This window comes from Mycobacterium sp. WUMAC-067 (assembly GCF_020217485.1).
GTDB lineage: Bacteria > Actinomycetota > Actinomycetes > Mycobacteriales > Mycobacteriaceae > Mycobacterium.
The window spans coordinates 1-22870 of the sequence record NZ_JAEKMI010000016.1; the positions used below are offsets into that span (position 1 = coordinate 1).

Annotated in this window: 26 protein-coding genes and 2 pseudogenes; 10 read left to right on the plus strand and 18 right to left on the minus strand. The window is 64.6% G+C overall.

Annotated elements, in window-relative coordinates; all coding sequences use genetic code 11:
- The 11 genes and pseudogenes from JF781_RS13345 to JF781_RS13395 all read right to left on the minus strand — a co-directional run.
- Positions 1 to 1343, minus strand: a pseudogene (locus JF781_RS13345) (transposase); the annotation flags it as partial.
- Positions 1330 to 2535, minus strand: coding sequence for a tyrosine-type recombinase/integrase (locus JF781_RS13350; protein WP_225341257.1), 1206 nt, complete (start codon positions 2533 to 2535; stop codon positions 1330 to 1332). The gene JF781_RS13350 and the pseudogene JF781_RS13345, both read right to left, overlap by 14 nt.
- Positions 2536 to 2557: 22 nt before the next feature.
- Complete coding sequence (locus JF781_RS13355) at positions 2558 to 3814, minus strand: ImmA/IrrE family metallo-endopeptidase (protein WP_225341176.1); 1257 nt, start codon at positions 3812 to 3814, stop codon at positions 2558 to 2560.
- Between the two features lie 64 nt (positions 3815 to 3878).
- Positions 3879 to 4592 carry a hypothetical protein gene (locus JF781_RS13360; RefSeq protein ID WP_225341177.1) on the minus strand — a complete coding sequence of 238 codons (714 nt, stop codon included), beginning with the start codon at positions 4590 to 4592 and terminating at the stop codon, positions 3879 to 3881.
- Between the two features lie 129 nt (positions 4593 to 4721).
- A complete protein-coding gene (locus JF781_RS13365; protein ID WP_225341178.1) occupies positions 4722 to 5084 on the minus strand; it encodes a hypothetical protein in 363 nt (120 codons plus the stop codon).
- A gap of 272 nt (positions 5085 to 5356) precedes the next feature.
- Positions 5357 to 5557 carry a hypothetical protein gene (locus tag JF781_RS13370; RefSeq protein ID WP_085142203.1) on the minus strand — a complete coding sequence of 67 codons (201 nt, stop codon included), beginning with the start codon at positions 5555 to 5557 and terminating at the stop codon, positions 5357 to 5359.
- A gap of 127 nt (positions 5558 to 5684) precedes the next feature.
- On the minus strand, positions 5685 to 6089 hold the full coding sequence (locus JF781_RS13375; RefSeq protein WP_225341179.1) for a hypothetical protein: 405 nt from the start codon (positions 6087 to 6089) through the stop codon (positions 5685 to 5687).
- Between the two features lie 164 nt (positions 6090 to 6253).
- Positions 6254 to 7699, minus strand: a complete 1446-nt coding sequence (gene tnpB, locus JF781_RS13380; RefSeq protein ID WP_308014228.1) for an IS607 family element RNA-guided endonuclease TnpB — start codon at positions 7697 to 7699, stop codon at positions 6254 to 6256.
- Between the two features lie 16 nt (positions 7700 to 7715).
- Positions 7716 to 8324 (minus strand): hypothetical protein, encoded by a 609-nt coding sequence (locus JF781_RS13385; RefSeq protein WP_225341180.1) that lies wholly within the window; start codon positions 8322 to 8324, stop codon positions 7716 to 7718.
- Positions 8321 to 9307: an alpha/beta fold hydrolase gene (locus tag JF781_RS13390; protein WP_225341181.1), complete on the minus strand. Its 987-nt coding sequence runs from the start codon at positions 9305 to 9307 to the stop codon at positions 8321 to 8323. The genes JF781_RS13385 and JF781_RS13390 overlap by 4 nt, the downstream gene beginning before the upstream one ends.
- An 18-nt stretch (positions 9308 to 9325) precedes the next feature.
- Positions 9326 to 10180 (minus strand): DUF6551 family protein, encoded by an 855-nt coding sequence (locus JF781_RS13395; protein WP_225341182.1) that lies wholly within the window; start codon positions 10178 to 10180, stop codon positions 9326 to 9328.
- Between the two features lie 14 nt (positions 10181 to 10194).
- Here JF781_RS13395 and JF781_RS13400 point away from each other — a divergent pair, with 14 nt between their 5' ends.
- Positions 10195 to 10344, plus strand: a complete 150-nt coding sequence (locus JF781_RS13400) for a hypothetical protein (RefSeq protein ID WP_225341183.1) — start codon at positions 10195 to 10197, stop codon at positions 10342 to 10344.
- A 105-nt stretch (positions 10345 to 10449) separates the two neighbouring features.
- Here the strand turns inward: JF781_RS13400 and JF781_RS13405 are convergent, their stop codons facing one another.
- Positions 10450 to 10875: a WhiB family transcriptional regulator gene (locus tag JF781_RS13405; RefSeq protein ID WP_225341184.1), complete on the minus strand. Its 426-nt coding sequence runs from the start codon at positions 10873 to 10875 to the stop codon at positions 10450 to 10452.
- 128 nt (positions 10876 to 11003) lie between these two features.
- Here JF781_RS13405 and JF781_RS13410 point away from each other — a divergent pair, with 128 nt between their 5' ends.
- Positions 11004 to 11495, plus strand: coding sequence for a DNA-binding protein (locus JF781_RS13410; protein ID WP_225341185.1), 492 nt, complete (start codon positions 11004 to 11006; stop codon positions 11493 to 11495).
- Between the two features lies 1 nt (position 11496).
- Here JF781_RS13410 and JF781_RS13415 read toward each other — a convergent pair whose 3' ends face one another.
- Positions 11497 to 11808, minus strand: coding sequence for a hypothetical protein (locus tag JF781_RS13415; protein ID WP_225341186.1), 312 nt, complete (start codon positions 11806 to 11808; stop codon positions 11497 to 11499).
- A 143-nt stretch (positions 11809 to 11951) separates the two neighbouring features.
- Here JF781_RS13415 and JF781_RS13420 point away from each other — a divergent pair, with 143 nt between their 5' ends.
- From JF781_RS13420 to JF781_RS13445, 6 genes and pseudogenes are all read left to right on the plus strand, one after another.
- Positions 11952 to 12653, plus strand: a complete 702-nt coding sequence (locus JF781_RS13420) for a hypothetical protein (RefSeq protein WP_225341187.1) — start codon at positions 11952 to 11954, stop codon at positions 12651 to 12653.
- A gap of 535 nt (positions 12654 to 13188) precedes the next feature.
- Positions 13189 to 13650 (plus strand): hypothetical protein, encoded by a 462-nt coding sequence (locus JF781_RS13425; RefSeq protein ID WP_225341188.1) that lies wholly within the window; start codon positions 13189 to 13191, stop codon positions 13648 to 13650.
- Positions 13651 to 15200: 1550 nt separating this feature from the next.
- Entirely contained in the window at positions 15201 to 16043 is an 843-nt protein-coding gene (locus JF781_RS13430) for a chemotaxis protein (protein ID WP_225341189.1), read from the plus strand.
- Positions 16036 to 16176 (plus strand): annotated as a pseudogene (locus JF781_RS13435) (IS607 family transposase); the annotation flags it as partial. The gene JF781_RS13430 and the pseudogene JF781_RS13435, both read left to right, overlap by 8 nt.
- A complete protein-coding gene (tnpB, locus tag JF781_RS13440) occupies positions 16169 to 17632 on the plus strand; it encodes an IS607 family element RNA-guided endonuclease TnpB (RefSeq protein WP_225341190.1) in 1464 nt (487 codons plus the stop codon). The pseudogene JF781_RS13435 and the gene tnpB (JF781_RS13440), both read left to right, overlap by 8 nt.
- A 364-nt stretch (positions 17633 to 17996) precedes the next feature.
- Positions 17997 to 18419, plus strand: coding sequence for a hypothetical protein (locus tag JF781_RS13445; protein ID WP_225341191.1), 423 nt, complete (start codon positions 17997 to 17999; stop codon positions 18417 to 18419).
- A gap of 82 nt (positions 18420 to 18501) precedes the next feature.
- On the opposite strand, the gene JF781_RS13450 is transcribed toward JF781_RS13445, so the two are convergent.
- Both JF781_RS13450 and JF781_RS13455 read right to left on the minus strand, forming a co-directional pair.
- Complete coding sequence (locus JF781_RS13450; protein ID WP_225341192.1) at positions 18502 to 18735, minus strand: hypothetical protein; 234 nt, start codon at positions 18733 to 18735, stop codon at positions 18502 to 18504.
- Positions 18736 to 18967: 232 nt separating this feature from the next.
- Entirely contained in the window at positions 18968 to 19369 is a 402-nt protein-coding gene (locus JF781_RS13455; protein ID WP_225341193.1) for a hypothetical protein, read from the minus strand.
- A 499-nt stretch (positions 19370 to 19868) separates the two neighbouring features.
- Here JF781_RS13455 and JF781_RS13460 point away from each other — a divergent pair, with 499 nt between their 5' ends.
- Positions 19869 to 20639: a hypothetical protein gene (locus JF781_RS13460; protein ID WP_225341194.1), complete on the plus strand. Its 771-nt coding sequence runs from the start codon at positions 19869 to 19871 to the stop codon at positions 20637 to 20639.
- Between the two features lie 11 nt (positions 20640 to 20650).
- Here the strand turns inward: JF781_RS13460 and JF781_RS13465 are convergent, their stop codons facing one another.
- Together JF781_RS13465 and JF781_RS13470 are read right to left on the minus strand one after the other, a co-directional pair.
- Positions 20651 to 21289, minus strand: coding sequence for a Fic/DOC family protein (locus tag JF781_RS13465; protein ID WP_225341195.1), 639 nt, complete (start codon positions 21287 to 21289; stop codon positions 20651 to 20653).
- A 12-nt stretch (positions 21290 to 21301) separates the two neighbouring features.
- On the minus strand, positions 21302 to 21484 hold the full coding sequence (locus JF781_RS13470; RefSeq protein WP_225341196.1) for a hypothetical protein: 183 nt from the start codon (positions 21482 to 21484) through the stop codon (positions 21302 to 21304).
- A 203-nt stretch (positions 21485 to 21687) separates the two neighbouring features.
- Here JF781_RS13470 and JF781_RS13475 point away from each other — a divergent pair, with 203 nt between their 5' ends.
- The gene (locus JF781_RS13475) at positions 21688 to 21906 is read left to right on the plus strand and encodes a hypothetical protein (protein ID WP_225341197.1); all 219 of its coding nucleotides are present in this window, start codon (positions 21688 to 21690) and stop codon (positions 21904 to 21906) included.
- Positions 21907 to 21948: 42 nt separating this feature from the next.
- On the opposite strand, the gene JF781_RS13480 is transcribed toward JF781_RS13475, so the two are convergent.
- Positions 21949 to 22773, minus strand: coding sequence for an abortive infection family protein (locus tag JF781_RS13480; RefSeq protein WP_225341198.1), 825 nt, complete (start codon positions 22771 to 22773; stop codon positions 21949 to 21951).
- Between the last annotated feature and the right edge of the window lie 97 nt (positions 22774 to 22870).

The window sequence follows — 22870 nt, forward strand, 5'->3', positions numbered from 1 at the left end:
TGGTAACGCAGTTTGGCCACGAACCCATCGGGAACGTCGGTGGCTCCCGCGGGGCGGTCATGCCCCGGGATCGGCTGCAGCGGGTCGAAATCGAGCATCAGAATCTCCGAGGCCCGGCGCCCGGTCAACGCTTGCAGCAGCCAGATCCGGGCCGCTTGCGGATCGCCGAGACCAGCCACGACCGAGATGGTGGAATCGGGATGGGTGATGACCACCGGTTTGCCCGCATCGGCGGCCAGCACGTCGAGATAGCACAGCATCCGCTGCAGCTCGGCGGTCGAAAACCAGGTCAGCTCCCGGCCGCCGGTAGGGCGTCGGCTGCGAAACGCCGCACCCCACAACCGGGTATGGGTGTCGGTCAACCGGCTCCAGCGAGGATCTCCGGTCGCTGCCGCGGCTTCCTCGGCATGGTCCACCATGAACGTGTAGAACATCTGAATCTTGGACTGGACGACCGCGATCGTCGCCGCCGACAGCGGACGCTCCGGTTTGGCCCGCGCGGCAGGTGATTTGAGGTATTCGGTGAACTCGGTGAACACCAGCCGCAGCGCCGCCCGGTCGGTGCTGATCACCGGATCATCGATCCCGCGTTCGACCAAGAATGGACCCAGATGGCGGGTGATGCCGCGGGTGCGGCCGATCACCGACGACCAGCGCAGCAGTTCAGCCGTCAAACAGGTGCGCAGCCAGAACCGCACCCCTTCACGCAGCCAGACCGGTTCGATCCCTCCGAGGCGGGCAACCTGGTCATGGCAGGGTTCGTGCTCACGCTGCGGGATGCGGGGATCAGCGTCCAGATCCCAGATGTCATGAGCCCACCATGGCCGGTCGGTGCAGCGGACCGACACGTACAGGTGCAGGTGCTCGATGAAACTGGCCACGTTGCGCCGAAACCCGGCCGAGGGCAGCCGACCGGTGCGGCGCTCGAACTCGCGTACCCCGTGACGCACGATGGCCTCGGCGCTCAGATCAGCGACACTGACCGGGTAACGCCGGTGCCGTTGGTGGTAGTCGGCGGCGGCGATGCTCAGTGCACCGCTGGTCCATTTCAGCAGCGACGGTTCGATCTTGCGACGTTCTTCGTGTCCACACAGCCACACCCACCACGCGAGCTCCTCGCACAACCGTTGCGGCACACCCTGCGGGGTGAAGTCGTGGCCGTCCGGGGTGGGCCGGTAGCGCGGGTTGCGCTGAAAGACCGTGTTGGCCGGGCCGGTATCCAGGTGATAGACCAGCCTGCGCCACTGCGGCGGCACTTGTTGCCACTGCTGTGTCCACCGATCCCCGGCGGCACCGCGCGTCGGTGGGGTATGCGCTGGTGCAGGACTGTCATTGCCCGTCACGGTTCACCTTCCACCCAGCGACATAGTTCTTCCATTCGGCCAGCGTGCGCATCTCGGCGTCGGCGGTCACCCACCCGTAGGTCGACAACGTGGTCTGCACGTCGGCGTGACCGAGACGACGCATCACCACATGCACATCCACCCCAGCCAGCAACAACGCGGTGGCGTGGGTGTGGCGCAGCCAGTGCGGCGTCCACTGCTCAGGCAGCACATCGGCGCGACGGGCGGTGATCAGATCGACCTTGTCGTAGATGGTTTCCGGTCGCAGCGGGGCATAGCGCACGCCTCGCACCAGGTTGACAAACACGAAACACGACGCCAGATCGCCGACCGTGACATCCGCGCCGGCGGCCACCAACTGCCACACGTACTCGGTGTAGAGGGCGACCAGATCGTCGCCGATGTAAATCCGTCGCGGGCCAGATTTCGCGCGCACCCCATGCGGATGATCATCACGGCCCGCCACCATCACCGATGGGGTACCGCCACCGGCAATATCAAAATCACTGTGGCGCAACGACAACGCCTCACCGAGCCGCATCCCGGTTTCGGCCAACACCGCGAAGAACAACCGGTCACGCAGCCCCGCCCCGCCGCCCGACCACTCACCCGAGACCGTCTGGACACTGCACGCATCCAAGATGGCGTTGACCTGCACCGGCAGCAGCACCGGTGTTTCGGCGCACTGCAGGCCGCGGAGCCGGTGAATCGGCCCGTCCTGCTCGCGTTTCGGGCCGACCCCGGCCAGAAACGGTGCATAGCGGCCCCGCCGGGACGTACGAGCATGACTGGCGTACAACCGCCGGTAGGGGCGCACCAGGTCATGGGCATTGGCGAAATACCGGTACATCGACAACACCGCCGCACTGCGCGGCAGCAGCGAGGATTCGGCCAATCTCTGCTCCGGTTCACCGATCCGGGCCACCCCAGGCAGATCACCGGTGCGCAGATAAGCCAGGAACTGGCCAAACAGACTGGTGGGGAAGTCATCCCACGCGGTACCGGTACCCTCCAGCACCGTCCACCACGCCGCCAGCCCATAGGCATAGGCGCGCAGCGTGTTCGGTGAGCCCCCTTGGTTGCGCAGAAACGTCAGGTACTCGCGAGCCGGCGCCACGGGCAGCTTGTCGACGCCGACCACCGTGTAGGTGGGTGGCCGGTCCGCAAAGCGCACCCGCTGCACCTGTGCCACCGTCAGCCGCACCCCACCACATTCACGATGGCCTGCCCTTACGGAAATCGTCCAACCGGATCACCTGGGAGCCGCCATCGGCCGGTGGGGCCGCGGTGCGTCCATGGCCGACACTGGCCGCGACCGGATTATGCTCGGCCGCCGGCGCCGGCCGCTGCGTGGCCAAAAACCAATCCAGCACATCAGCGGGATAGATCATCGAATCCCGGGCGCTAAGCATCCGCACCGACGCGCCGCCGTAGCAGCGCTCCACCCACTTACGCAGCAGCCGGGGCCGCTCCGGGACGCGGTCCTGCCATCCCGGTTCCGTCATACCCCACGTGTGCCCGGTATCCGGGTTGATCCGTGAATGCAGCTGGGTGGTCAACATTCTCGCCCGATCCGGCGCGATCAGCCCCGAATCCCGCAGATGCATGATCAACGAACCCAACGACAGACCCCACTTGGCTTTGAGCGGACGCAGATTCAACAGCGACATCACCCGCGGCAACTCACCGGCGATGACCCCTGCCGGGGCCAACAACTCGGTCGCGAACCGGTTGGCCTCCAACTCGTCGGCGGCACTGACCGAGCAATAGGCGTGACTGTGCAACACCAAATGACCGAGCTCATGGGCGACCGTGAACCGGGTCCGCTCCCACGAGTCGCTATCCCTCAACACCAACAGCGGCCGGTCCCGTAACCGGCCCACCCAACTCGAATACCCCAAATGCCGCTCATCACGAGAACGCCCACCGGTAGCGGCGAATTCGCTTTCCCACTCACCGGCGACCCGGCGCCGGACAATCACCGGAGCGCCCAGCCGCTCGGCCTCATACATCAAATCGTCAAGCGGCTCATCGTGTTCCAGTCCCATCGCCTCACGCAGACGCGCTGCGGCCACCGTGATCGAACTATGTGCCAGCTCATCGGGACTGACCGTCGGAACCTTCACCGGAGGCAGCTTCGACCGGCCATCGAGCTCACCGAGAAAATCGCCTGCCAACGACGCGAACGTCGCCAGAAACTCCTGCTCACCCACCGTCATTGACTTCGGCGCCCGAAACAGCAACTCGTTCGCGGTGATCCGTGTCCGCGGCTCCGAGCTGAAAAACGCTGCAGGAAACCGGAACAACCCCGCCAGCAACGCAACATCGCCGCCGTCGAGCCGCACCGTCAGCGACTTCTCAATCTGGGACTGCCGTGACGTACTCCAGCCTGTGGCTTCCACCACCGACCGTGCCGTCATCCGCCTCAACAACCGGGCCTGCCGGACCCGTGCACCAAAAACCTCAATCATCGTGCGCTCAATTCAACGTCACCGGGTTGGGAAACCCACATGCACCCAACACTGTGCACGATGGCTACGACGATTTCGGCGGACCGTCCTCCTCGTCCTGATCGCTCGCAGCGTCCTCGTCGACCTCGGCGAAGTCGTCGTCGCGGCGCCGTGTCCCGAAAGTCCCCGGTCCCGCGCCCTCCCGACGGCTCCCGCCGAGACCAACATTGAATGAGCGGTCCTCCATGATCGGCGGCGGCAACGGTGTCCGACCGTAAAGAACCTCCACATTGTCGAGGAGTAGTCCCGCCGCGAGGACCGCGCCGCCGAAAAACCCGCGACCGTCCGGCCACCACAACAGGTATTCCCGATACTTCTGCGGCTCGGGAATACCCTCTTCGCCACCGATCGGGTGACCCAGCACCTCCTCGATGCTGTACTGCTCCCCACCCGGCACAAACGGCACAGTCTCGATCAGCTGACCAGTCCGCCGATTGCGCGGATGCTTGCGCACATAAATCCGCGAGCCCTTCCCGTCGAGCAGAAGAACTCCCATCCCGTTGCCCGCCTTGACTTTTAGAGTCGAATCGGGAGTCTCCCGCCGTAACCGCGATAGCAGAAACGTTTCCAACACCGAGCACGACACCGTGATCGGTCGCACATTGCTGCCCTGATCGACAAAACGATCTGGGACTTCCGGATGCCGCGCAGCCAGATTCCCATGCGCCTCGCCCAAAACCTGAGCATGCTGCCGGACGAGTTCCTCCACCAACTGCTGAGGATCGTCGTGTAGTTCCATGGGGTAAACATTTACCCCGGTATCCCACACTCAACCTCGCGCCACGCCGCTGCCGGTCGGCAAAATTTTGGCTGCTCATACCTAATAGGTTACATGTATGCGTGGATAAAACTGCACTTCAACACACCTTTAAGGCGTGTTTTGAGAATTTAACGCCTGATAAGAGCAGATCGCCAGCAGTGCGGGCTTGCTGATGCCACCATTGCCCATCTGCGGCCGAATCTCGCCGTAGTGCAGGTCGTACGCGATCGCCACGGTGAAGTGGATCCAGCGGGCCGCCTTGCCAGTCCAGCACGGAACACCTTTGTGGGCCCCCTCCGGCAGCTCCAAATAGACGAGCTCGCCGTCCAGCCACACATGACCTCGTGGCACGGGTTTACGGGCGGCGCGACGTCGACGCTGCACGGTAGGTCGCGGCCGGGTGCGGATCACACCGCGGCGACGTTTCATGCGGCTGGTCCCCTGATAGGGGCGCCGCAGATGCTCGGCCACACGGGGCGGCCGAGAAGGATGCTGAGACGGTTGCGCGTCCTCTGGACCTACTCGGAGGTGTGCGATACCGTGAGACCTGTCCAGCAAGACAGTCCCTTCGGGGATAGGTGCGCGAATCGCCTACGAGAAGGACCGAGCCGGCAAACTCGGCACTTCGCACTCGCAACGAACGTTTACCCTCGGCCCGCCAGCCGGGGGTGTTCGTCGTTTATGGGGTGCTTATCGCGCGCTATTCAGATGTACTGGGGCAGCGGGGAATTCACCCGCAGGTCCTATGCGCTGATCTGCAACACCTCCTGATTGAGTTCGCGGGCTAGTTCGGGCATTCCGGCCCACACTGCGAGGACGTCACTCATGTACTGGGACATGGAGCTGACGCCGGCCTCGATGCGCATTTCTTCGAGCTTTCGGTAAACGCGGTCGACTGGACGCACTGGAATTTTGTGACGGTCGCCTTTGTGCGGCTGTGGCATGAGTGTGACCTTGTCATTGCGAAGTGGATGCCGATTCGAGACACGCCGACAACGCGGCGCATTCAGCACGAAAGTCACTACAGATCAACGTGATTCGGTATCGAACGGGATCGACCGTCATCGCGAATCAGAAGCCGGCGACCACGGCGTCGAACTCCGGATCCGACCGCGGCCCGCAGTATCGCCAACACACCCACGCATGATTCGCCCGACGCACAAGCGCGTCCTCAAGCTGACTACCGATGCCGGGACCTGCCACGCGGGCGACAACACCGGCGGCCTCCAGATCTACCAGGAGCGGATGAATCAGACCGGGTAGCGGTGGCACCGCAACTGTATGGACGCCGCCGCCGTGGCATTCGAGGACCGCGCCATAGCGATGCCCAGCGAAGGCCTGCGCCCACGAACAACTCGCGTCGACGAGCCGCACCGTGTGCCACGGGATCCCGCACCGGGCAGCCAATTGCATCGTCGACAACGGCCGGCCCGCTTCCCGGAGTTCAGCGGCCAGCTGATCGCGTGTCGCGGTCACGACCGCACCAACATTCATGGACATTGTGCGCTACGCATCCCTTCGAATGCTCGTATTTCGTTGGTGTGCAATTACTTTGATATCCGACGACCGTAAGTCGTAAGTCCCACATCATGATGCCGTTGAAGCGTCCCGCTGAATGGGTGCGTCAGCCGCGTGATTGCTCATGCGACGTTGTCCGGTTCGGACTTCCCGGGGCGGTACCGGCTGCCAGCGGTGCTGGTCTTGTGCTGGTTTCCATCGGGCTCGTTTCGTGTCGCCCCGCAACTCGGGGAGGACGTGGCCGTGGTGCTGGCTGCGAGGGCGGCCAGGTTTGCAGCGGCGTTGCGGTCACGATCGATCCTGATTGAGCATGACTCGCAGTGGTAGATCCGTTGGGAAAGGCTCAGTTTGGCTTTCACTGAGCCGCAGCTTGAGCATGTTTTGGAGCTGGGGTAGAAGCGGTCGGCGACGACGAGGGTGCCGCCCTTGTCGTTGATCTTGTAGGTGAGTCGGCGCCGGAGTTCGCCCCATCCGGCGCCGCTTATGCGGCGGGCGATCCGGTGGTTGGCGAGCATGCCGGTGACGTTGAGATCCTCGATGACGATCGTCTCGAAACGCTCGGCCAGGGCGGTGGTGAGTTTGTGCAGGCCATCTGTACGGGCGTTGGCGATCTGGGCGTGTAAGCGGTTGATCTGGGTGTGGGTTCGCAGCCAGCGTGATGACGGTGTTGCGCCGGTTCGTTTGTCGCGGCCGCGGCGGCGTGCGGCCTGGCGTTGAAGCCGGCGCAGCTTCTTCTGTGCCTTTTCCAGATGGTCAGGGTTAGGGACCATGCCGTGGTCATCGGAAACACCGGGGACCGCGGCGGAGAGGACCGCTAGGTGGGTGATGCCGAGATCCACACCGACCACCGCCCGTAGATGCCGGCTGTGGCACTGTGCATTGCTGGCGGGAAGTTCGACACTGAACGCCACGTGCCAGCGACCGCGCTCAAAGCTGATGGTGGCCGAGCGGATCCGCGCGGTACCTGCCTCGACACGGCGGGCGAGCTTGCGTGTCGACTCGTGGGTCCGGATGGTGCCGATTTTCGGCAGCCGTACATGCCGTCGATCGCGCTCGACGAGGCCGAGCCCGCCGGCGGTGAATCGGCAGGACGGGCGGGCGCATTTTGTCTTGAATCTGGGAAAGCGTATGGCGCGGCCGCGGCGTTGGCCCGCGCGTGAAGTTGACCAGTTGGAGAGGGCGGTGGCGAGGTTGGCGATGCCGTTGGCGTAGGCCTCTTTGGAGTTTTCCGACCACCACGGTGCGACGTCGCTCTTGATTTGGTTCCACTGGTTGCGCAGTGAGTAGAAGGACCAGTTGAGCGTTGGGGTGAGTTCCTGTTCGGGGATGCCATACGTATGTTCGGCAGTGCGTTGGTCGAGGTTGGCCTTCACCAGTGCGAGCATGTGGTTGTAGGCGAATCGTGCGGCGCCGCAGTGTGATCGCAGCTGTTGTTCCTGGGCGGGTGTGGGATCGAGAGCGAACCGGTAGGCCCGCAAGGTCGGTGCGGCGTCGATCGCAACGGCGGCCGGTGTGCTCACGCTCGGTATCTCCGGGTCCAGGTGCTGCGGGCCCGGTGCACGATCCACTGTCCGAAGCTCGGGGTCATGATGCGGCCGGAACCGTGATCGGCTGGCGGGCGGGTGTTCCGGTGAGATTGCGGATCGCGGTGTCGAACAGGCCGACGGCGCCGGCGTGGTCGGAGTTGTCGTTGTAGTCGGTGAGTGTGGTGTTCGGTGGCAGGGCTTCGCGGAGTGCGCGTTGGAGCCAGGCGAACGGGATGCTCATTTCGTGGTCTAGCCAGGCTTGCTTGGTGCAGGTGTAGATGTCGTTGCGGCGCGGGTGCCAGTGTTGGTCGGCGATGTCGCGGGCGGCCTGGAGTACCTGGATGAGCGGACGCAGTTGGGGTCGCCGGTCGGGTACGGCTGCAACGAGGTGGGGAGCGGGTGCGGGAGCGGCCGCGGCCTTATCAGCGCGGGCGGCCGCCGCGGCGGCCTTGGCTTCAGCCGCGGTTTTAGCGGAGATGGTACGGGCAGCGTCCAGGCAGGCGACGAGATCCTCGGCAGCACCGGTGACGGTTTGGCGGGGCAGGACGATCGCGCCGGCCCGGTCGACGTCGACGATCCAGCCGCGGTACCGCACTCGTGTCACGGCACCACTGTTATAGGGGCGCACGTCGACGTCGTTGGTGTCTGCTGATTGGTGTGTATTCATATCGCCTCCAAGACTTTTGGCGGCGTACCCAACGCATCAGTGATGGTGGGATGGGTCAGTGGTGTGAGGGTGCGCGCGATCGCGTCGACGACGAGACGCGGCGCGTCGTGCAGGAGCATGTGTCCGCCGGCGGCTGCGTGCAGATGGACTGCCCCCGGGATGCCGGCGGCCAGGTCGTGAGCATGGGCGACAGGGGTGACGGTGTCGGTGCCTCCGCTGACCACCACGGTGCGAGCAGCGATGGCGGCGAGCTCGTTGTAGCGGTCGTAGGTTTGCAGGCTGGACAGGAAGCCGACGGCGGTGGCCAGCGGTGTGCGTTGCATTGCGTCGGCCGCGGTCTCGACGAACGCGGCCCGCTCAGCGCTGCCGAGACCGGCAAGGCGGCTGAATGTTCGGCATGCCGGCCGGATGAGTGACCGTGCAGTCTGGTCGGCCCCGCGGTGCGGGGCGTGGTCGACGACAGTGCCGAGCATCCCGACAGCGGGGAGGCTCAGGAGTCGGCCGATGCCGCGCTGTGCGAGTCGGCCGGCGGCAGTGGCCACCAGGACGAGCCCAACCGGGGTGATGGGCCGCCGCAGGGCCGGAAGCACGAGGTAGGTGAGCGCGGTCATGCCGCCCATGCTGTGGCCTGCCAGTGTGACGGGCCCGGCGACGTTGAGGACGGTGAGTACCTGAGCGAGGTCGTCGGCGAGCTGCTCGATGCGGTAGGTGCGCAGAGGTGCCTCGGCGGATCGACCGTGGCCGCGGTAATCGAAGGTGATGATCCGAAGGTCCGGCCGCGCGCGGCGCAGGAGCCGGATCTGGATGCTCCAGCTGATTTGGGAGAGACAGAATCCGTGCAGGAGCACGACGGTGTGCCGGGTCGGTGTGGAGCTCGGGTAGTCGGACACGGCCAGCGCGGTTCCATCCGCGGTGAGCACTCGCCGTTCGATCACAGGCGAGACGGCGGTTACGTCACTGGTGCTGCCAGTTGCGGTGGCCATGATCTGTCACAACCGGGCTCAGGACGCTGCTGCCAAGGATGACGGCCGGCGGACGCCGGCTTGCGGTGAGCGCTTCGTAAAGTCTTTGGGCTTATCAAGTTTGGGCCCTTTGGTGCGGTTGTAGGTGTTCACGATGACCAGGGCCGCAAGTTTCGGCAGGCTGCCGCGTTCGTATTCGCGCAGCGCGACGGCTTTGGCTTTGAACTGCCGTGGTGACACGTCGACCATGGCGTCGGCGAGGCGCTCGACGTTGATTGCCTTGCCGTAGTGCCACAGCACCAACGCAGTGCCATGCACGAGGGGCGAGTCAAAGGCCTCGACCTCGACACCCCAGACCTCGGTGATCAGGCCGAGTGTCTCACGCAGGAGCGGCTGGCCACCGAGCTTGAAGACTTTCTCGCAGGTCGATACGCAGCGGACCGAACCGTTGGTCGGAGAATCCTCGACGCGCAGGCCGGCGTCTTCGACGACCGATTCGACCGCGAGAACGGCGGGATCGCCGGCGCCACGGCGGGCGTTCCACCGGTCCCATCCGGTGAGGCGGGTTCGTTTGGCGTCGATCTCGTAGAACAGGTGCGCCTCATCTCGGGCGGTGAGTCCGGCGTGGATGTTGGCTACCAGTACGGCTTTTGGGTCGCGCAGCTTGGCTGCGGCGTAGCGGTGCTGGCCGTCGACGACCGCGTACCGGGGTTGCTGGTCGGATCCGCGGTCGGAGACCTCGATGACCCCGATGAGCGGTGGTTCCCAGGATTCGGCAAGTCGCCGGGCCCGGGGCAGGTCCAGTGGACGCTGGTAGCTGTGGTCGACGAACAGTTCGGTGACGGCGAGTGCGGCGATGTAGGGCGCGGGACGGGTTGTAGCGGTGGTGGTCATGGCGTGGTTTCTCCTTGGCGCGGTTGGTTGACACGCAGGCCGGAGTCACCGGCCAGAAACTGGGGGAGTGGCTTGCCGAGGAATTCGGCGACAGAGATGACGGCGGTGTTGATTTCGACGCCGGCAAGGCTCAACAGCAGATCGCGTTTGAGCGTGGAAGGTAGGCGGTCCCAACAGGTATCGCACGGATGGCGTGGGTCGGATACGGGCGTTCCGCATCCGCCTGTGCAGGTGGGGTGGAGGGTGGTTTCCACGGTGCTGTCTGCTCTTCAGGCGGCGGTCGCGGTGGCTGATCGGCGCCGGCGATGCGCGGTCGCGGCCGGCAGTTCCGGAGCCGGAGCGTGGCCCAGCTCGATCGGTCGACGCTGCTCGAACTGGTCGAGGAGCTGCGCGTAGATCTTTTCGAGTGCGGCGGCCTTGTCGCCCGGGAAAACGACTCCGCCCCACACGCCGTGGGTCGCGCGACTGGCGACCGCGTTGTAGCCGCAGCGCCCGATGAACGGGCAGGCCTTGCACATCCGCGCAGCGCGTTCACGGCTGCGGTCGTTGGAAAACCAGGGATCGTTGCCGGGCCCCGGCTTGGTGGCCGTGCATGGCCGAGGCTCCGAGGTCTCGAAAAGCCTCGTGGCCGGAACTTGACCGAAATCATCGGCAAGCCGAGCAGTGGGTGTGTGGCCGGAATCAACGGTAGTCATGATGCGTCCCCTCTAGTACCGACAAATACCGATAATTACCGACAACTTAGCACGCTTTCGCGCGGTTTCAACCGTCAAATGCACAGGAATCGTCGGTTTTTGCGCGTCGTGCGGCAAGATATGGGGCTGTGGACTGGGAAAAGCTAGGCGTGGTCGTGCGCGATCGCCGTGCCGAACTCGGTCTCACTCAGACCGATGTCAACGAACTCGGTGGCCCATCTGTCCTCACGCTGCGCGCGATAGAAAACAATCGGGCCGGCCGGCTGAGCCCCCGGTTACGCCGCTCCCTCGAACGGGCACTGAAGTGGGAGAGCGGCAGCATCGAAGCGGTTCTCGAGGGTGGTGTGCCGAAAGAGATCCAGCAACCATCCGCACCGTCGCCCCCGCCATCTCCTGGCGGTGACCGCTTCGCGCTGGCCAGGCGCGTTCTATCGATGAAAGAGACGTTTGGCAAGCACCGCGATCAGATGGAACAGACTGCGCGCGAGGCTCTTTCGGAAGAGATCACTCGTTCTGCCAGAGAGGCTGAAGAAGGAATTATCACGCTGATGCCTTGGCTGGATGAGGCTGAGCGTGGTGAAGCGATTAGTTTGCTGGCGGAGTTGCGGGCGGAAGTCTGATCTAGTCCCGACCACCGATGCGGCGGTCGGCGATGTTGATCACCTTGGCCAGTGGCCTATTGGCCGCTTTCGATGTGAGTCCCTTCAAGGCCTGTTTTGGCGACCGCGGCGCGGAGTTGACGAGGTCGTCGAGATCCTGGACGTGTGCGTCGAGCTCGGCGAGTACATCCGCATCGGACCGGTTCGCTTCTTCTTCTGCTAGTTCGGCCAGTCTCATCAGGTCTTTCTCGACTTGGTCGTATAGGTCTTGGTCGGTTTCGTTGTGCAGCTCGTCGTCGAGATCGCTGTGCCGGCCGAGTTTGTCGTTCTCCATGGTTGTCGATGAGACGTCGCGGCGAGCGGATGCGCCACATTGAAAACGAATTGAGCTATGAGTTTCCACGTCTTCCAGCAGGCAGGGCGACTCGCCTCCGATAGCTGTCGCGCATGTCGGTGCCACGGTTGATAATCCAGAGCATGTTGGACGGATGGTGGGAGGAGCAGGTTGCCGGCGGTGACGCCCGGCCGCTTCCGGCTGTCTACGATCCGAACCTTCCCGAGCGGAGAGGTTCCGAGCCCGAGCAGCGTCAGCACCATGCGGTGGCCTCGCCGCGGAACGAGTGGGAGCAGTGGTGGCTCTACGCGCGAGGTGCCGCACGTCGGTTCGCGCAAGGCGTCAGTCCACCTGAGATCGAGGTGTTCGGGCCGGTTCTCGCGGCGGATGAGTTCGGTCTTCTGGAGGCCGATTTGTCGTACAGCCGGTTGTACGCGGCAGGCGATGGCCAGTATCAGAAGACCGGCATGTTGGTGGTGGGCCGGCCGGCGGTGATGGTTGGCGCGTTGGCGATGAGTGCAGCGGTCAACCATCGGCGGAAGGTGGCGGCTCGTCGGGATGCGGAACAGCGGTGGCGTGATCACCAGCAAATCCAGGTGACGATGACGAACCACCGGCTACTGTGCAACACGCTCGATGCCGGCTTTGAGAGCTACTACTACGGCGGCATCACGGAGTTCTACCCGGATCTCGACGGTTGGCAGCTGACGCTGGCTTTTGATGGGCAGGTCGCGCCCTTGCGGTTGGCAGGGCCTGCGGCCCCGGCGTTGTGCTTGTGGACGGCAACGGCGGTACTGGGTGATCGATGGGCCAGAGACAGCCGTCTGGCAAAGCTCTTCGCTTGAGATATTTGGCGCTGCTTGACTGCTGTGAGCGGCGGAAGTCGGCGGTAGCATCGGCCTATGGCGTCATCCATGCATATGTCAGCTTCGGACACCGCTGGTGGTCTTGCTGCCGCTGCGGCCGCGCGAGGGTGCACAGCGGGTGCGGGACTGCCGGCGCTGCCAGTCGGGACATACATCGCTCCGTACACCGCTGAGTTGGGGGTGCTCTTGGCGTCGGCGTCGGCGTCTCTGGCGGCAAAGGTGGCGTTCGGGTCTGTTACCTCGGTGGCGAGTGTGACCTCGGTGGAAACGACCGAGGAACTCAGCACGGGCGTGCTGACGACGTAACGAGAGGCTTCTGGAGGGGGCGAAACCAATGACCACGACATCGCCGTGGGCACCGCAGACCGGATCGGTTCCGGTTCATGGCCCGGCCGACCGGCCGCTGCCACCGCCACCTCCTAGCCAGAGTGTTCCACCGCAACCACCGGCAGCACCGCCTCCTCCTGCCGATCGGCGGGGACGGCGTCCCAGCCTGTGGGTGATCGTGCTCGCCATGGCCATCCTGATGGTCGTCGCCGTGGCCGCCACGGCAGCGATCACCTACGCGATCGCCCGGAACAGTGCCACAGCCGAACCACCGCCAGCCTCAACGACCGCGACTTCCAGCGAGCCTCAATTCAGCGCCGCCGAGCAAAGTGAAGCTAAGGCAAGAGTCTGTGGGACTTTCGACAACTCACTGCGAGGCCAAACTGGCGAGGGCGGCCTGCGTTTGAATGGTGATCTCAACGTGCCGGTAATGCTGCGCAGCTTGAACAGCATCATTGCGGTGCAGAATGCGTTAACACCGGCCGTACCAACGGAAGTTGCTGACGCAACGCATGCATACGTTGAATCCGCTTTGGAACTCAATTCAGCTGCAATCAGAAACGTGTCGGTAGACGAGGGTAATCGTTTGAACACAAAGACGAATGATGCGATCTTCGCCCTCGCTGACGTGTGCGGGTTGCCGCGCTGATGGCGGCCGTCACTCCGAAGCCGCCTGCGCCGGATATCGTCGCTCCTAAGCAGTATTCGGACACTGCGCAGGAGCAGATGGGGCAGTTGCTCAAGCGGTTCATTGCTGCGAAACCTTCAAAGCCTGACTCTTTCGTGCCAGGTTGCGGGATGTCGGGCGGCGGTGACGTTCAGCTCCAGCCTGGTTTGTACACAGCGTCTCTAGTAGGTCCGGATGTATGGCCGACTGAGTCGGAGACGGAGCTTGCTGCGGCCGCCGACCGCCTTGCGCAGCTCGCCAGTGATCACACGACTGCATCCGCTGAGGCGAAAAGCCAATCAGATCAGGTCTTTTCGAATAGTTGGACTGCGGGCGACGGGGCGGAAGCTGCGCAGGCGCATTATTGGAGTGAGCATCAAGCTCACGAGCATCTGATTGATGTTCTCACCACGGGCTCGGCCGGCATGCGTCGCCTGGGCGAGGATGTCGGGCGGACCAAGCGACTCATTCGGGAAGCGCACGACACAGCGCACCGTGAGATCGAGGCTGTCCTGAAGTCGAACAACTTAGTGGTCGGAATCGCGGCCGTCGCACCAATCCTCACGACCTACCGCACTCAGATCAACGCACATGCAGCCGAACTACGAGGCTTCGTGACAACCGAAACACAAAGCCTCACGAACAAATTCGGAGCACCCGAATCGCCCGGCAAGGATCCGGGCAAAGGAATAGGTGGCGACGACTGGAGCGGCGGAAAAGAGAAGCCCGTTGAGGGCAGTGGAGACGGATCGACCGGCGGGCTCGGAAGAGATCCGTACTCACCTTCCGGGGGAGGCGGAACGAAAACCGGCGGCCACAGTCAACCGTCGGATATGTCGAAAGGGCTGGCCGGTGCACCATGGAGCCCAGCCGCCGGAACACCATCTTCGCCGGCGTCTCCGAAGATGCCGTCGTTGCCGTCGGCACCGTCTGCGCCTGGTGGTGGCGCGTCACCGTTGAGTGGTGCGGCCAGTGGTGGCATGGGTCCGATGTCGGGGTTGCTTGGTGGGGCGAATCCGGCTGGTATGGCGGGCAATGTGGGTAGTCCGGCGTCTTCTGTGCAGGGTCAGTCGTCGCAGGCTATGCGGGCGGCGTTTGGTGGTGATTTCGGTCGGGGTTTAGCTGCGGCGTCGAATGCTGCGGGGTCGATGCCTGTTACGCCGGCTCAGCCTGTTCCTCAGACTCCGGCATCGCCGTTGGCTGCGCCGATGGGTTCTGCGTCGCCGGCGGCGGCGCCTGCGACGATGAGTGCTCCTGCGGCTCCGGCGGTGTCGTCGGCGCCGGTGGGTGCTGGTGGTCCGATGGGTGTTCCGGCTGCTGGTGGTGGTCCTGGTGGGCAGATGACGTCGTATGGGTCGGTGTTGCCGCCCGCCGGGGGCGCTGGTGCGCCGCCGGCGATGGGTGGTGGTGCGGTGCCTCCGCCGCCGCCGGGTGCGGTGCCTCCGCCTTCTGCGGGAGCTCCTGGCGCGACTGGGCTTCTACCTGTGGGTGGGGGCAGTGGTGGCGGTGGCCGGTTGGGTCGCGACATTTCGATGACAGATCTGGAGAGTGCGCGCAAGGTTGTCGCTGATTTGGCGGCGGCGTCGAGCGCGGTGTATCCGGGTCTGGAGTGGGCTGTGGGTGTGGCGCGCGGCGTTTCGGGTCAGCCTGAGTTGTGGATTGCGACGAATGAGGGTGCTGGTTATGTGCCGGCCGGCGTGTTTGTGCCGAGGTCGATGCCGTTGGCGGCGCGGTTCGATTCGACGTTCGATGCTCGGTGGTTTGGGTGGTTCAATCCGGCTGAGACGGTGTTGAGAGCGATCCAGGCTCGCGGTGATGCGGTGTCGGCGGTGGCGTCGACGTTTATGTCGCGGTCGGATCTGGTTGATGAGAGTGTCGCGGATGTGGCGGTCGGTGTGCCGGCTGCTGGTGGTCCGGATGAGGCTGAGGCGTCGCGGCTGGTGCGGAGTCGGTCGCATCGTTTGGAAACCGTTGCGCCAGGTCTGTATCTGGATTTGACGGGTGGCGATCCAGGTGCGGTGGATGCGTATGTGCGTCATGTGACTCAGCAGGCGGTGTTCAATTGTGGGCCGGAGTTGTCGCCGGCGGCTCAGGCTGTGGCGAGGGCTGTGGTGGCGGGTCGGTGGCCGGCGTCTGGTGAGTGGTCGGCGTTGCGTGATGAGTATTCGTCGGCACGGTTGATGGCGGGTTCGCAGCGGCCCGGTGTGATCGGCATTGAGGATCCGCAACAGTCGGTGGCGTACCAGCGCGATTTCGCCGAGTGCCGGCGGCTGGAAGTGCTGACCTGTTGGGAGAGTGGAACTCCGGCGGATGTGGTGTACGCGGCCTGGTGCGCTGGTGTGCCCACACCGTCGTTCGCACCGGTCAACGCGTAGTCATGTGGTGCGCGACATGATCGAGGTGCTGACCTCGATGTGTGTGCGCCTGTGTGGCCGCCGCGGTGCGCGCAACCAGGCGTTGCGAGCAGTGACCGCCACCAGACAGGCCGAGGTGGTTGCTGGTGGCTAGGTTCGAGATCCCCGAGGGTTGGACGGCGCAGGCGTATCGGTTCGCGTTGGATCCGACACCAACACAGTTGCGCGAGTTGGCTTCTCATGCTGGTGCGGCGCGTTTCGCGCACAATCACATGTTGGCGTTGGTGAAGGCCGTGATGGATCAGCGGGCCGCTGAGCGTAGCTACGGCATCCCCGAAGCAGAGTTGACGCCGGTGTTGGGGTGGTCGTTGCCGTCGCTGCGCAAGGTCTGGAATCAGCGCAAGGTCTGGTGTGCGCCATGGTGGGGCGAGAACTCGAAGGAGGCCTACAACACCGGCCTGGATGGATTGGCCCGCGGGTTGGATGCCTGGTCAGCCTCCCGGCGCGGCCAGCGCGCCGGCCGCGCCGTGGGGTTCCCGCGGTTCAAGACCTCCCGGGCACCGCGCTCGGTGCGGTTCACCACCGGGGCCATCCGCATCGAGGCCGACCGCCGCCACGTCAGGTTGCCGCGGCTGGGTGCGGTCCGTACCCATGAATCGACCCGCAAGCTGGCCCGTCGGGTTGAGGCTGGGTCGGCGCGCATCTTGTCGGCCACCGTGCGCCAAGACTCTGCGGGGCGCTGGCACTGCGCCCTGCAGGTGATTGTGGAGGCCAAGACGCGGCCGGCGCACGCACGCCGGTCGGCCCATGCGGTGGTTGGTGTCGATGTCGGGGTGAAAGCCGATGCTCTGCTGGTCATCGCCACGCCCGACGGCGTTGAAGTCGAGCGTATCGCTGCGCCGAAGTCGCTGAGCGCCGCGCAATCCCGGTTGCGGGCGCTGCAGCGCCGAGCAGCCCGCCAGCACGGCCCGTATGACCGGCAGACCCGGACCCGCCAGCGGGCCTCGAAGCGGTGGCGGCGCACCCAGGCCCGGATCGGCCGCACCCACGCCCACGCCGCGGCGGTGCGCCGTGACGTGCTGCACAAGGCCACCACCGCACTGGCCCAGCAGCACGATGTGGTGGTGGTCGAAACCTTGAATGCCGCGGGTATGCGCGCCAAGGGAGGCGCCCGCAAGCGGGGCCTGAATCGAGCCTTGGCTGATGCCGCCCTGGCCGAGATTCGGCGGATGCTGGGTTACAAAAGTCGGTGGTACGGCTCCGATCTCGTGGAGGCCGACCGATTTTTTCCGTCGTCGAAGTTGTGCACGGCCTGTGGGAGGCGAAAGCCAAACCTCACCCTGGCCGATCGGATCTTTGACTGTGACGGGTGCGGTATGCGGATCGATCGTGATCTGGGTGCTGCGATCAATCTCGCCCGACTCGGCGTACCCACACGAGCTGTGGGTGAACAGAGTCCCGCCGGGAGTGGCCCGGTGGCAGGACGTGGAGCCACGCGTGAGACCGACCCCGCGCCAGCGGGCGACGCAGCAGGTGATGAAACGTCAACCCCGCATCACCATCCGGTGGATCAGACGGGGACCGCCTCACCGCAAGGCGAGGCTGCCTGATGAACAAGCGAACTCACATTCGCTCACCAAAAGGCAACGGCGTACGCGGTTGTAGAAGCAGCAGGCAGCAGCAGAGCGCCCAGGTGTCGGTGACGGCACCGCGATTGGTCAGCGTCACGAGACACACTTTGCGGATGCGGCTCGCCAGCAAGGGGTTTCGTGGCGGTGTGGGCGTGTTTCAGAGATGGCGGGGCATGAGTGAGGCCCCGGCGACGAGGGGTTTCGCCGGGGCCTCGGGTGCTGCGGCAAAGGGGACTAGCCGCTGCACCTCTGAAAAGTATGTGGAGGTTCGGCGTTATACAACAGTCGAGGCAAAGCAGTTTGGATGTAGCCGGAGCGACCTCGGTCGGGAGATTGTGAGGCCATGATGGACAGCAGTGGTGCTGGTGGTGCAAAGTCGTTCGGGCCGGGGCTTGGCGGCGAGGCTGATGGTGCGTTGCGGGCATTGGTCGACGCGGTGGCCACCACGTACTTGGGGCAGCTTGCCGACTATTCAGCGGACATGGTGATTGCCGAGCAGCTCGGTGAGCGCGAGGATTTGGTGAGCATCGCTGAGCAGACGGGCTGTTCGACGGTCGGCGAACTGAGTCAGTACTTGTTGCTGATGGCTGTCCGGCCTGTTGCGGTGTCGGCGTTGGGCGATGATGCCTTGGGCCGAGTGACCGCGATGTTTTCGGCCGCGGTTGCGGGCATGGGTGATGGCCATGAATTCGCTGGTGCCGCTCGGGCCGCTTACGAGAGCATCGTGATCGCGGGCGCGGAGCGAGACTTGTCCGGTTCGGTGTAGGACGCGTAGGGCCGACGGGCGTTTGCGGTTTCTGCGGTGAGTGCCCAGGCTGGCTTTCCCCCCGCATATCTTGTGCGATATCTCATGAGATATCGCGGTTGTTTCGGCGTGCCAGGTGGCGATCGCGGCGGCCGCCATGGGCGACGATGGCCGCGACTTGGCGGCCGATCGCGGGAATTCCGTTGGTGGTGCCCGTTTTGTTGACGATCCACCGTGCGAGCAGCAGGTAGCCGAGGGCGGGAATGGTCACTCGGACGATGTGGCCGAAGGCGAGGATGAGGCCGAAGGCCAGGTAGTCAATGACGGTTTCGATCACGATGCGCTCCCATCCGAGACGTGTGGCCGCCTGGTGCGGCGGTTCATCGGGGAAGTACTGGCGTGATCGCGGATTTCCGTCACGCCGGCCGACACAGTTTTCTTGCTCATGGCCGGAGGTATATGCCCGCTGATTCGACGTTCCGGTCAGTCGCAGGCAGGAAAGTGAAACAACCCGCCCTGTGAGCTGAGAAGCGCTCAGGCGGGGCGGGTTGTGTGGGTCTTGGTCCTGATTACCCGTGGGTTGCTTCGGTGAGGGCCTCAGCGATGCTCAGGCGCTGCCGGTGATCGATCCCGGCGGGGACGAGCCAGTCGGTGAGCAACGGGTTGACCTCGGCGCATGCGTCGGTGGCGGCATTCCAGCCGTCGGGGTGGCGCAGGGAGGCTGCGGTGGAGCGGACCCAGGGCATTGCGCCGGCGTTGCCTGCGGGGGATGCGGTGTAGAGCAGCGCGGCCAGTGGCCGGCACGCCATGTTGGACCACAGTGCGACGGCGACGCTGCGGGAGCAGGCGTTGTTGAGGAGCTGGGCGGCGGCGTCGAGCGCCTCGGTGGGTGTGGCTAAGGCCAGGGTCGGATCTGGCTGCGGTGAGCGGCGGAAGCGGCGCCAGATGCGGTCGACGACTACGTTTTTCATGACTTCCCCCCGGATCTTCGATGAAATGTCGGTCATGCTCATTGACTCAGAGCGCGTCGGGTTATGCGACAGCCATCGGCAAGTGGCTCAGACCAGGTTGTTTTGGGTGTGGTTGGGGGGTTGGTGTGGTGGTTAGTTTTGGTGGGTGAGTGGCGGGTCGGTTGGTGCGTATGTGGCGCAGGTCGATCGTGTGTTGTCTGCTGGGGTGGGGTTGTTTCCGGAGTTTGGTGGTCCGGGTCGGGTTGATGGTGGTGGTCCGGTGGTGCCGGGGGCTCCGTCGGGTGGTCGGTTGCAGACCGGTGTGGATGGTGCTGCTGGGAGTTATCGGCAGGGCTGGTCTGGTGTGTCGGGGTTGGATTCGGACACCAACACCGCGGCGGCTGATGGTCGTTCTGCCGGTGAGCAGGGTCGTGGTGGGGCCTCAGGGGTGCGGGATTCGGCGCGGTCTCAGGCGGCGGCGATCGCGCCGGCTACCGGGACTCCGGCGGGGTCGCGGTTGATGGTGTCGACGATGGATGAGCGTATGGCCGCGATGCAGCAGCAGATCGATACCACCAAGGCTCAGAACAAGTTGGTGGCTGCGCGGTTGCGTCAGGTGGCCCAGGCCTATCGGTCGATGCCGGCGATGGGTGGTGGCCGCGGCGGGATGTTGGGCGGGATGGGGATGCCCAGCTTCGGTGGTGGCGGCATGCCCGCCGGTGGCGGTGGTGGTGGTATCCCCGGACTCAACGCACTCAGCTCGTTGTCGTCCTTGCCGAGCTCGTTGGCTGGATCGACGAAGGCCCGGCTGGCGTCGGCGAGTACGCCCATCGGCCAGCTGCCGGCCGGCCTCGGTGGACCATTGACCCACAATTCGAGCGCCAGGGAGGTGGCAGCGCGAATCATCTGGGAAGCTCACCGCCGCAACTACTCTCGGGCGGACACTATCGCCGCACTGTCCACTGCGATCCAGGAAAGCGGACTCAGCCCGAAGGCCAATGGCGGCGGCGGGGCATGGCATGGGATCTATCAGCAGGACACGAGCTACGGCGGCCGTGATGATCCGAACAAGAACATCGAGAGCTTCTTCAACCGACTAGACAAGATGCGGGCGTCCGCTGGAGCAAGCTCGGACATTTGGAAGAACATCTTCTGGCTGCAGCAGCGGCCGGGCGAGGACAGCGCGGGGGAGGCTTTCGCCGACCCCCAGGCTCGTCGCGGGTATTTGAGCGAAATCATGTCGAGAAAATCTGAGGCAGAGCACCTCGTCGACAGCATCGTTGCCGCGTGAGGACGACGACGTCAAAAGTCGTATGCGGGTTCATCGTCGAGGATTTTTGCGAACATGGCGATCAGCCCACTGAGGTCGGATTGCGCTCGCGCAGCATGGCATGCGTCGTGCAGTTCATCCAGATCGGTTTTAGCCCAGTCGAATCCTGCGCGACGTTCGGAAAGGAGTAGGTCGAAGAACTCGCGGGTGGATCTGCCGTTGCCCTCACGGAATGGGTGGGCGAAATTCACGTAATCGTATAGGTACGCGATGGTGCGGGCGAGATCGGAGTTGGGCACGTCTTTGAGCTTGTTGTGGCGGTGGATCTCGTCGACGACGTGGCTCATTGCCTGGCCGATGTTGCCCGGTGGACAGAAAGACTCGCCGCCTTTCTCAATGCCGACAGTGCGCAGATCTCCGGCCCACACGTAGATGTCCTGGAAGAGGTGTTGGTGGATGCGTTGCAGGTAGGCGAGATCGTAGGTGCGGTGTCCCAATGGGCTGGGATCCTCTCGCAGCTCGATCAGTCGGGTCTCGACGAGGTCGTTCTCCGCGTCCTGAAGCTTATCGGCTGTGCGGGCTCCGATCCGGTTTCTCAGAATGCTGGTGCCGGGGACGAAATAGCCCTGCCAGTTGCGTTCGGTATCGCCGGTATCCCAGGGGTGCGGCAAGTACGGGCCTGACTACTGGACGTTGTATCGGCGGCGCACGCGATCGGCGAGTTCGGCCGCGGTGATCGAGCCGCGTGCGTAGGCGACCTGGTCGGCGCGGGTGGCGTCGGTGCTGCGCGAGCCTTCCAGCTCGGAGCTACGGCGGATCGCGCGGACAGCCTTGATCCGTCGGTGTGCTTTCTGTGATTCAGTCACCTGGCCATCACCTCCAATCCGTGTATTCCAGGATAGTTGACGAAACCGACATCGTGCGGAGGCCGCGACCGGAGCAGTCGCATTGGCTGGGCCTCGACAAAACCTTGCTCGTTGCGCTCGCCGCAGTGAGGCCACACACTCGGAATCGTGTAGGAAACACGTCACTTCGACGAGAGGACTTACCTGTGACTAGCTCTGACCGAATGGCTACCGAAAGCAAGATCCTCCAACTGATTTCAGATATAGAGGTGGGTCTGCAACGTCTGCAACTCGGTGTTGACGAGACGCGTCCGTTATGGCGCGGTCAAGGCGGCGATCAGTTCGTCAGTTCTGTGCACGGTGAGCTTGCTGCGGGCCGAGCGCTCCTCGATGAGGTGCGGGCCACGGTCGCGGATCCGCCCTGGGGTGGTGCGGCCGGGTAGAACGTTTGGGGCACCGCGGCGGGTCGGTGGTTCGACGTTTCTTCAGAGCACGTCGAGCATGGCGGCGGCCAGTAGGGCGGTTGTCCGCGCGACCAGGCGGGCCTCGGCCGGTGTGAGCGGCGCCGTCTTCGTTGGTGGCCCGGGCTTGCCGTGACCAGTTCCGGCCTCGTTGCGTAACCGGTTGACCGCGGTACCCAAGAGGAAAAGGCACTGCTGCACTGCGCGGTGCGGGTCGTCGTCGAGCTTGACGTCCGGCCCGACTGCCAGCCCCAGTGCGGTGAATGCGTTGGCGAGGGTCACCGGGAAACTGCCTTTGTTGCCGCCTTGCGGGTAGCTGCCTGTGCGCTCGACGAGTACGTGTCGGGCTGTGGCTTCGTCGAGCTCCTTACCGGTGCCGATCTGTAGTGCCGCATCGTCTGGGTTGAGGTTGATCCGACGTACGTAGCCCAGGAGGGTATCGGTGAGTTCGGTGCCGGCCAGGTTGTCGATGACTGTGGGCAGCAGGTCACCGGACTTGCCCAGGGTCAGGCCGAGGCGGCGGAACGGTGCCGCCAGGCGGCTGATCTTTTCCTGGCCGGCGTATCCCGGCATTGTCGGGGTGAATGCGCCGTCGGCACGTAGCAGGGACACGATCTCTTGGGCGAGGGCCAGGCCCGCGGCCGGGTGATGGTCGGTGGCGTATCGGAAGATTCGTCGTACCCGCTTAACCTTGCCGAGGGGCCGGCCATCCTGATCTTTTCCGCCAGGGGCGGGGTCACCCGGAGTGAGCCTGTGGTGGGCGAATGCCTGGTCCAGTTCGTCGTGCGATGGGCCTGCCCTATCGAAGAACTCGCTCAGTACCGCGCCCAGCTCGATCAGATCGCTCACGGGCTACAACCTAGCCTCGGCGCGGGACAGTCCACATGGAATGCGCTGCGTGTTTGGGCCGCGCGGTGCCGTCGCGAGCTGATCGCTCGGACGTGGC

What these genes read in the sequence shown, in the direction of transcription:
- JF781_RS13475 (WP_225341197.1), top strand. Translation starts at nt 21,688, where the DNA reads ATGGCTACCGAAAGCAAGATCCTCCAACTGATTTCAGATATAGAGGTG.
- JF781_RS13390 (WP_225341181.1), bottom strand. Translation starts at nt 9,307, where the DNA reads ATGGCCACCGCAACTGGCAGCACCAGTGACGTAACCGCCGTCTCGCCT.
- JF781_RS13405 (WP_225341184.1), bottom strand. Translation starts at nt 10,875, where the DNA reads ATGACTACCGTTGATTCCGGCCACACACCCACTGCTCGGCTTGCCGAT.
- JF781_RS13425 (WP_225341188.1), top strand. Translation starts at nt 13,189, where the DNA reads ATGGCCATCCTGATGGTCGTCGCCGTGGCCGCCACGGCAGCGATCACC.
- JF781_RS13360 (WP_225341177.1), bottom strand. Translation starts at nt 4,592, where the DNA reads ATGGAACTACACGACGATCCTCAGCAGTTGGTGGAGGAACTCGTCCGG.
- JF781_RS13415 (WP_225341186.1), bottom strand. Translation starts at nt 11,808, where the DNA reads ATGGAGAACGACAAACTCGGCCGGCACAGCGATCTCGACGACGAGCTG.
- JF781_RS13455 (WP_225341193.1), bottom strand. Translation starts at nt 19,369, where the DNA reads ATGAAAAACGTAGTCGTCGACCGCATCTGGCGCCGCTTCCGCCGCTCA.
- JF781_RS13430 (WP_225341189.1), top strand. Translation starts at nt 15,201, where the DNA reads ATGACAGATCTGGAGAGTGCGCGCAAGGTTGTCGCTGATTTGGCGGCG.
- JF781_RS13385 (WP_225341180.1), bottom strand. Translation starts at nt 8,324, where the DNA reads ATGAATACACACCAATCAGCAGACACCAACGACGTCGACGTGCGCCCC.
- JF781_RS13420 (WP_225341187.1), top strand. Translation starts at nt 11,952, where the DNA reads ATGTTGGACGGATGGTGGGAGGAGCAGGTTGCCGGCGGTGACGCCCGG.
- JF781_RS13395 (WP_225341182.1), bottom strand. Translation starts at nt 10,180, where the DNA reads ATGACCACCACCGCTACAACCCGTCCCGCGCCCTACATCGCCGCACTC.
- JF781_RS13355 (WP_225341176.1), bottom strand. Translation starts at nt 3,814, where the DNA reads ATGATTGAGGTTTTTGGTGCACGGGTCCGGCAGGCCCGGTTGTTGAGG.
- JF781_RS13445 (WP_225341191.1), top strand. Translation starts at nt 17,997, where the DNA reads ATGATGGACAGCAGTGGTGCTGGTGGTGCAAAGTCGTTCGGGCCGGGG.
- JF781_RS13460 (WP_225341194.1), top strand. Translation starts at nt 19,869, where the DNA reads ATGGTGTCGACGATGGATGAGCGTATGGCCGCGATGCAGCAGCAGATC.
- JF781_RS13370 (WP_085142203.1), bottom strand. Translation starts at nt 5,557, where the DNA reads ATGCCACAGCCGCACAAAGGCGACCGTCACAAAATTCCAGTGCGTCCA.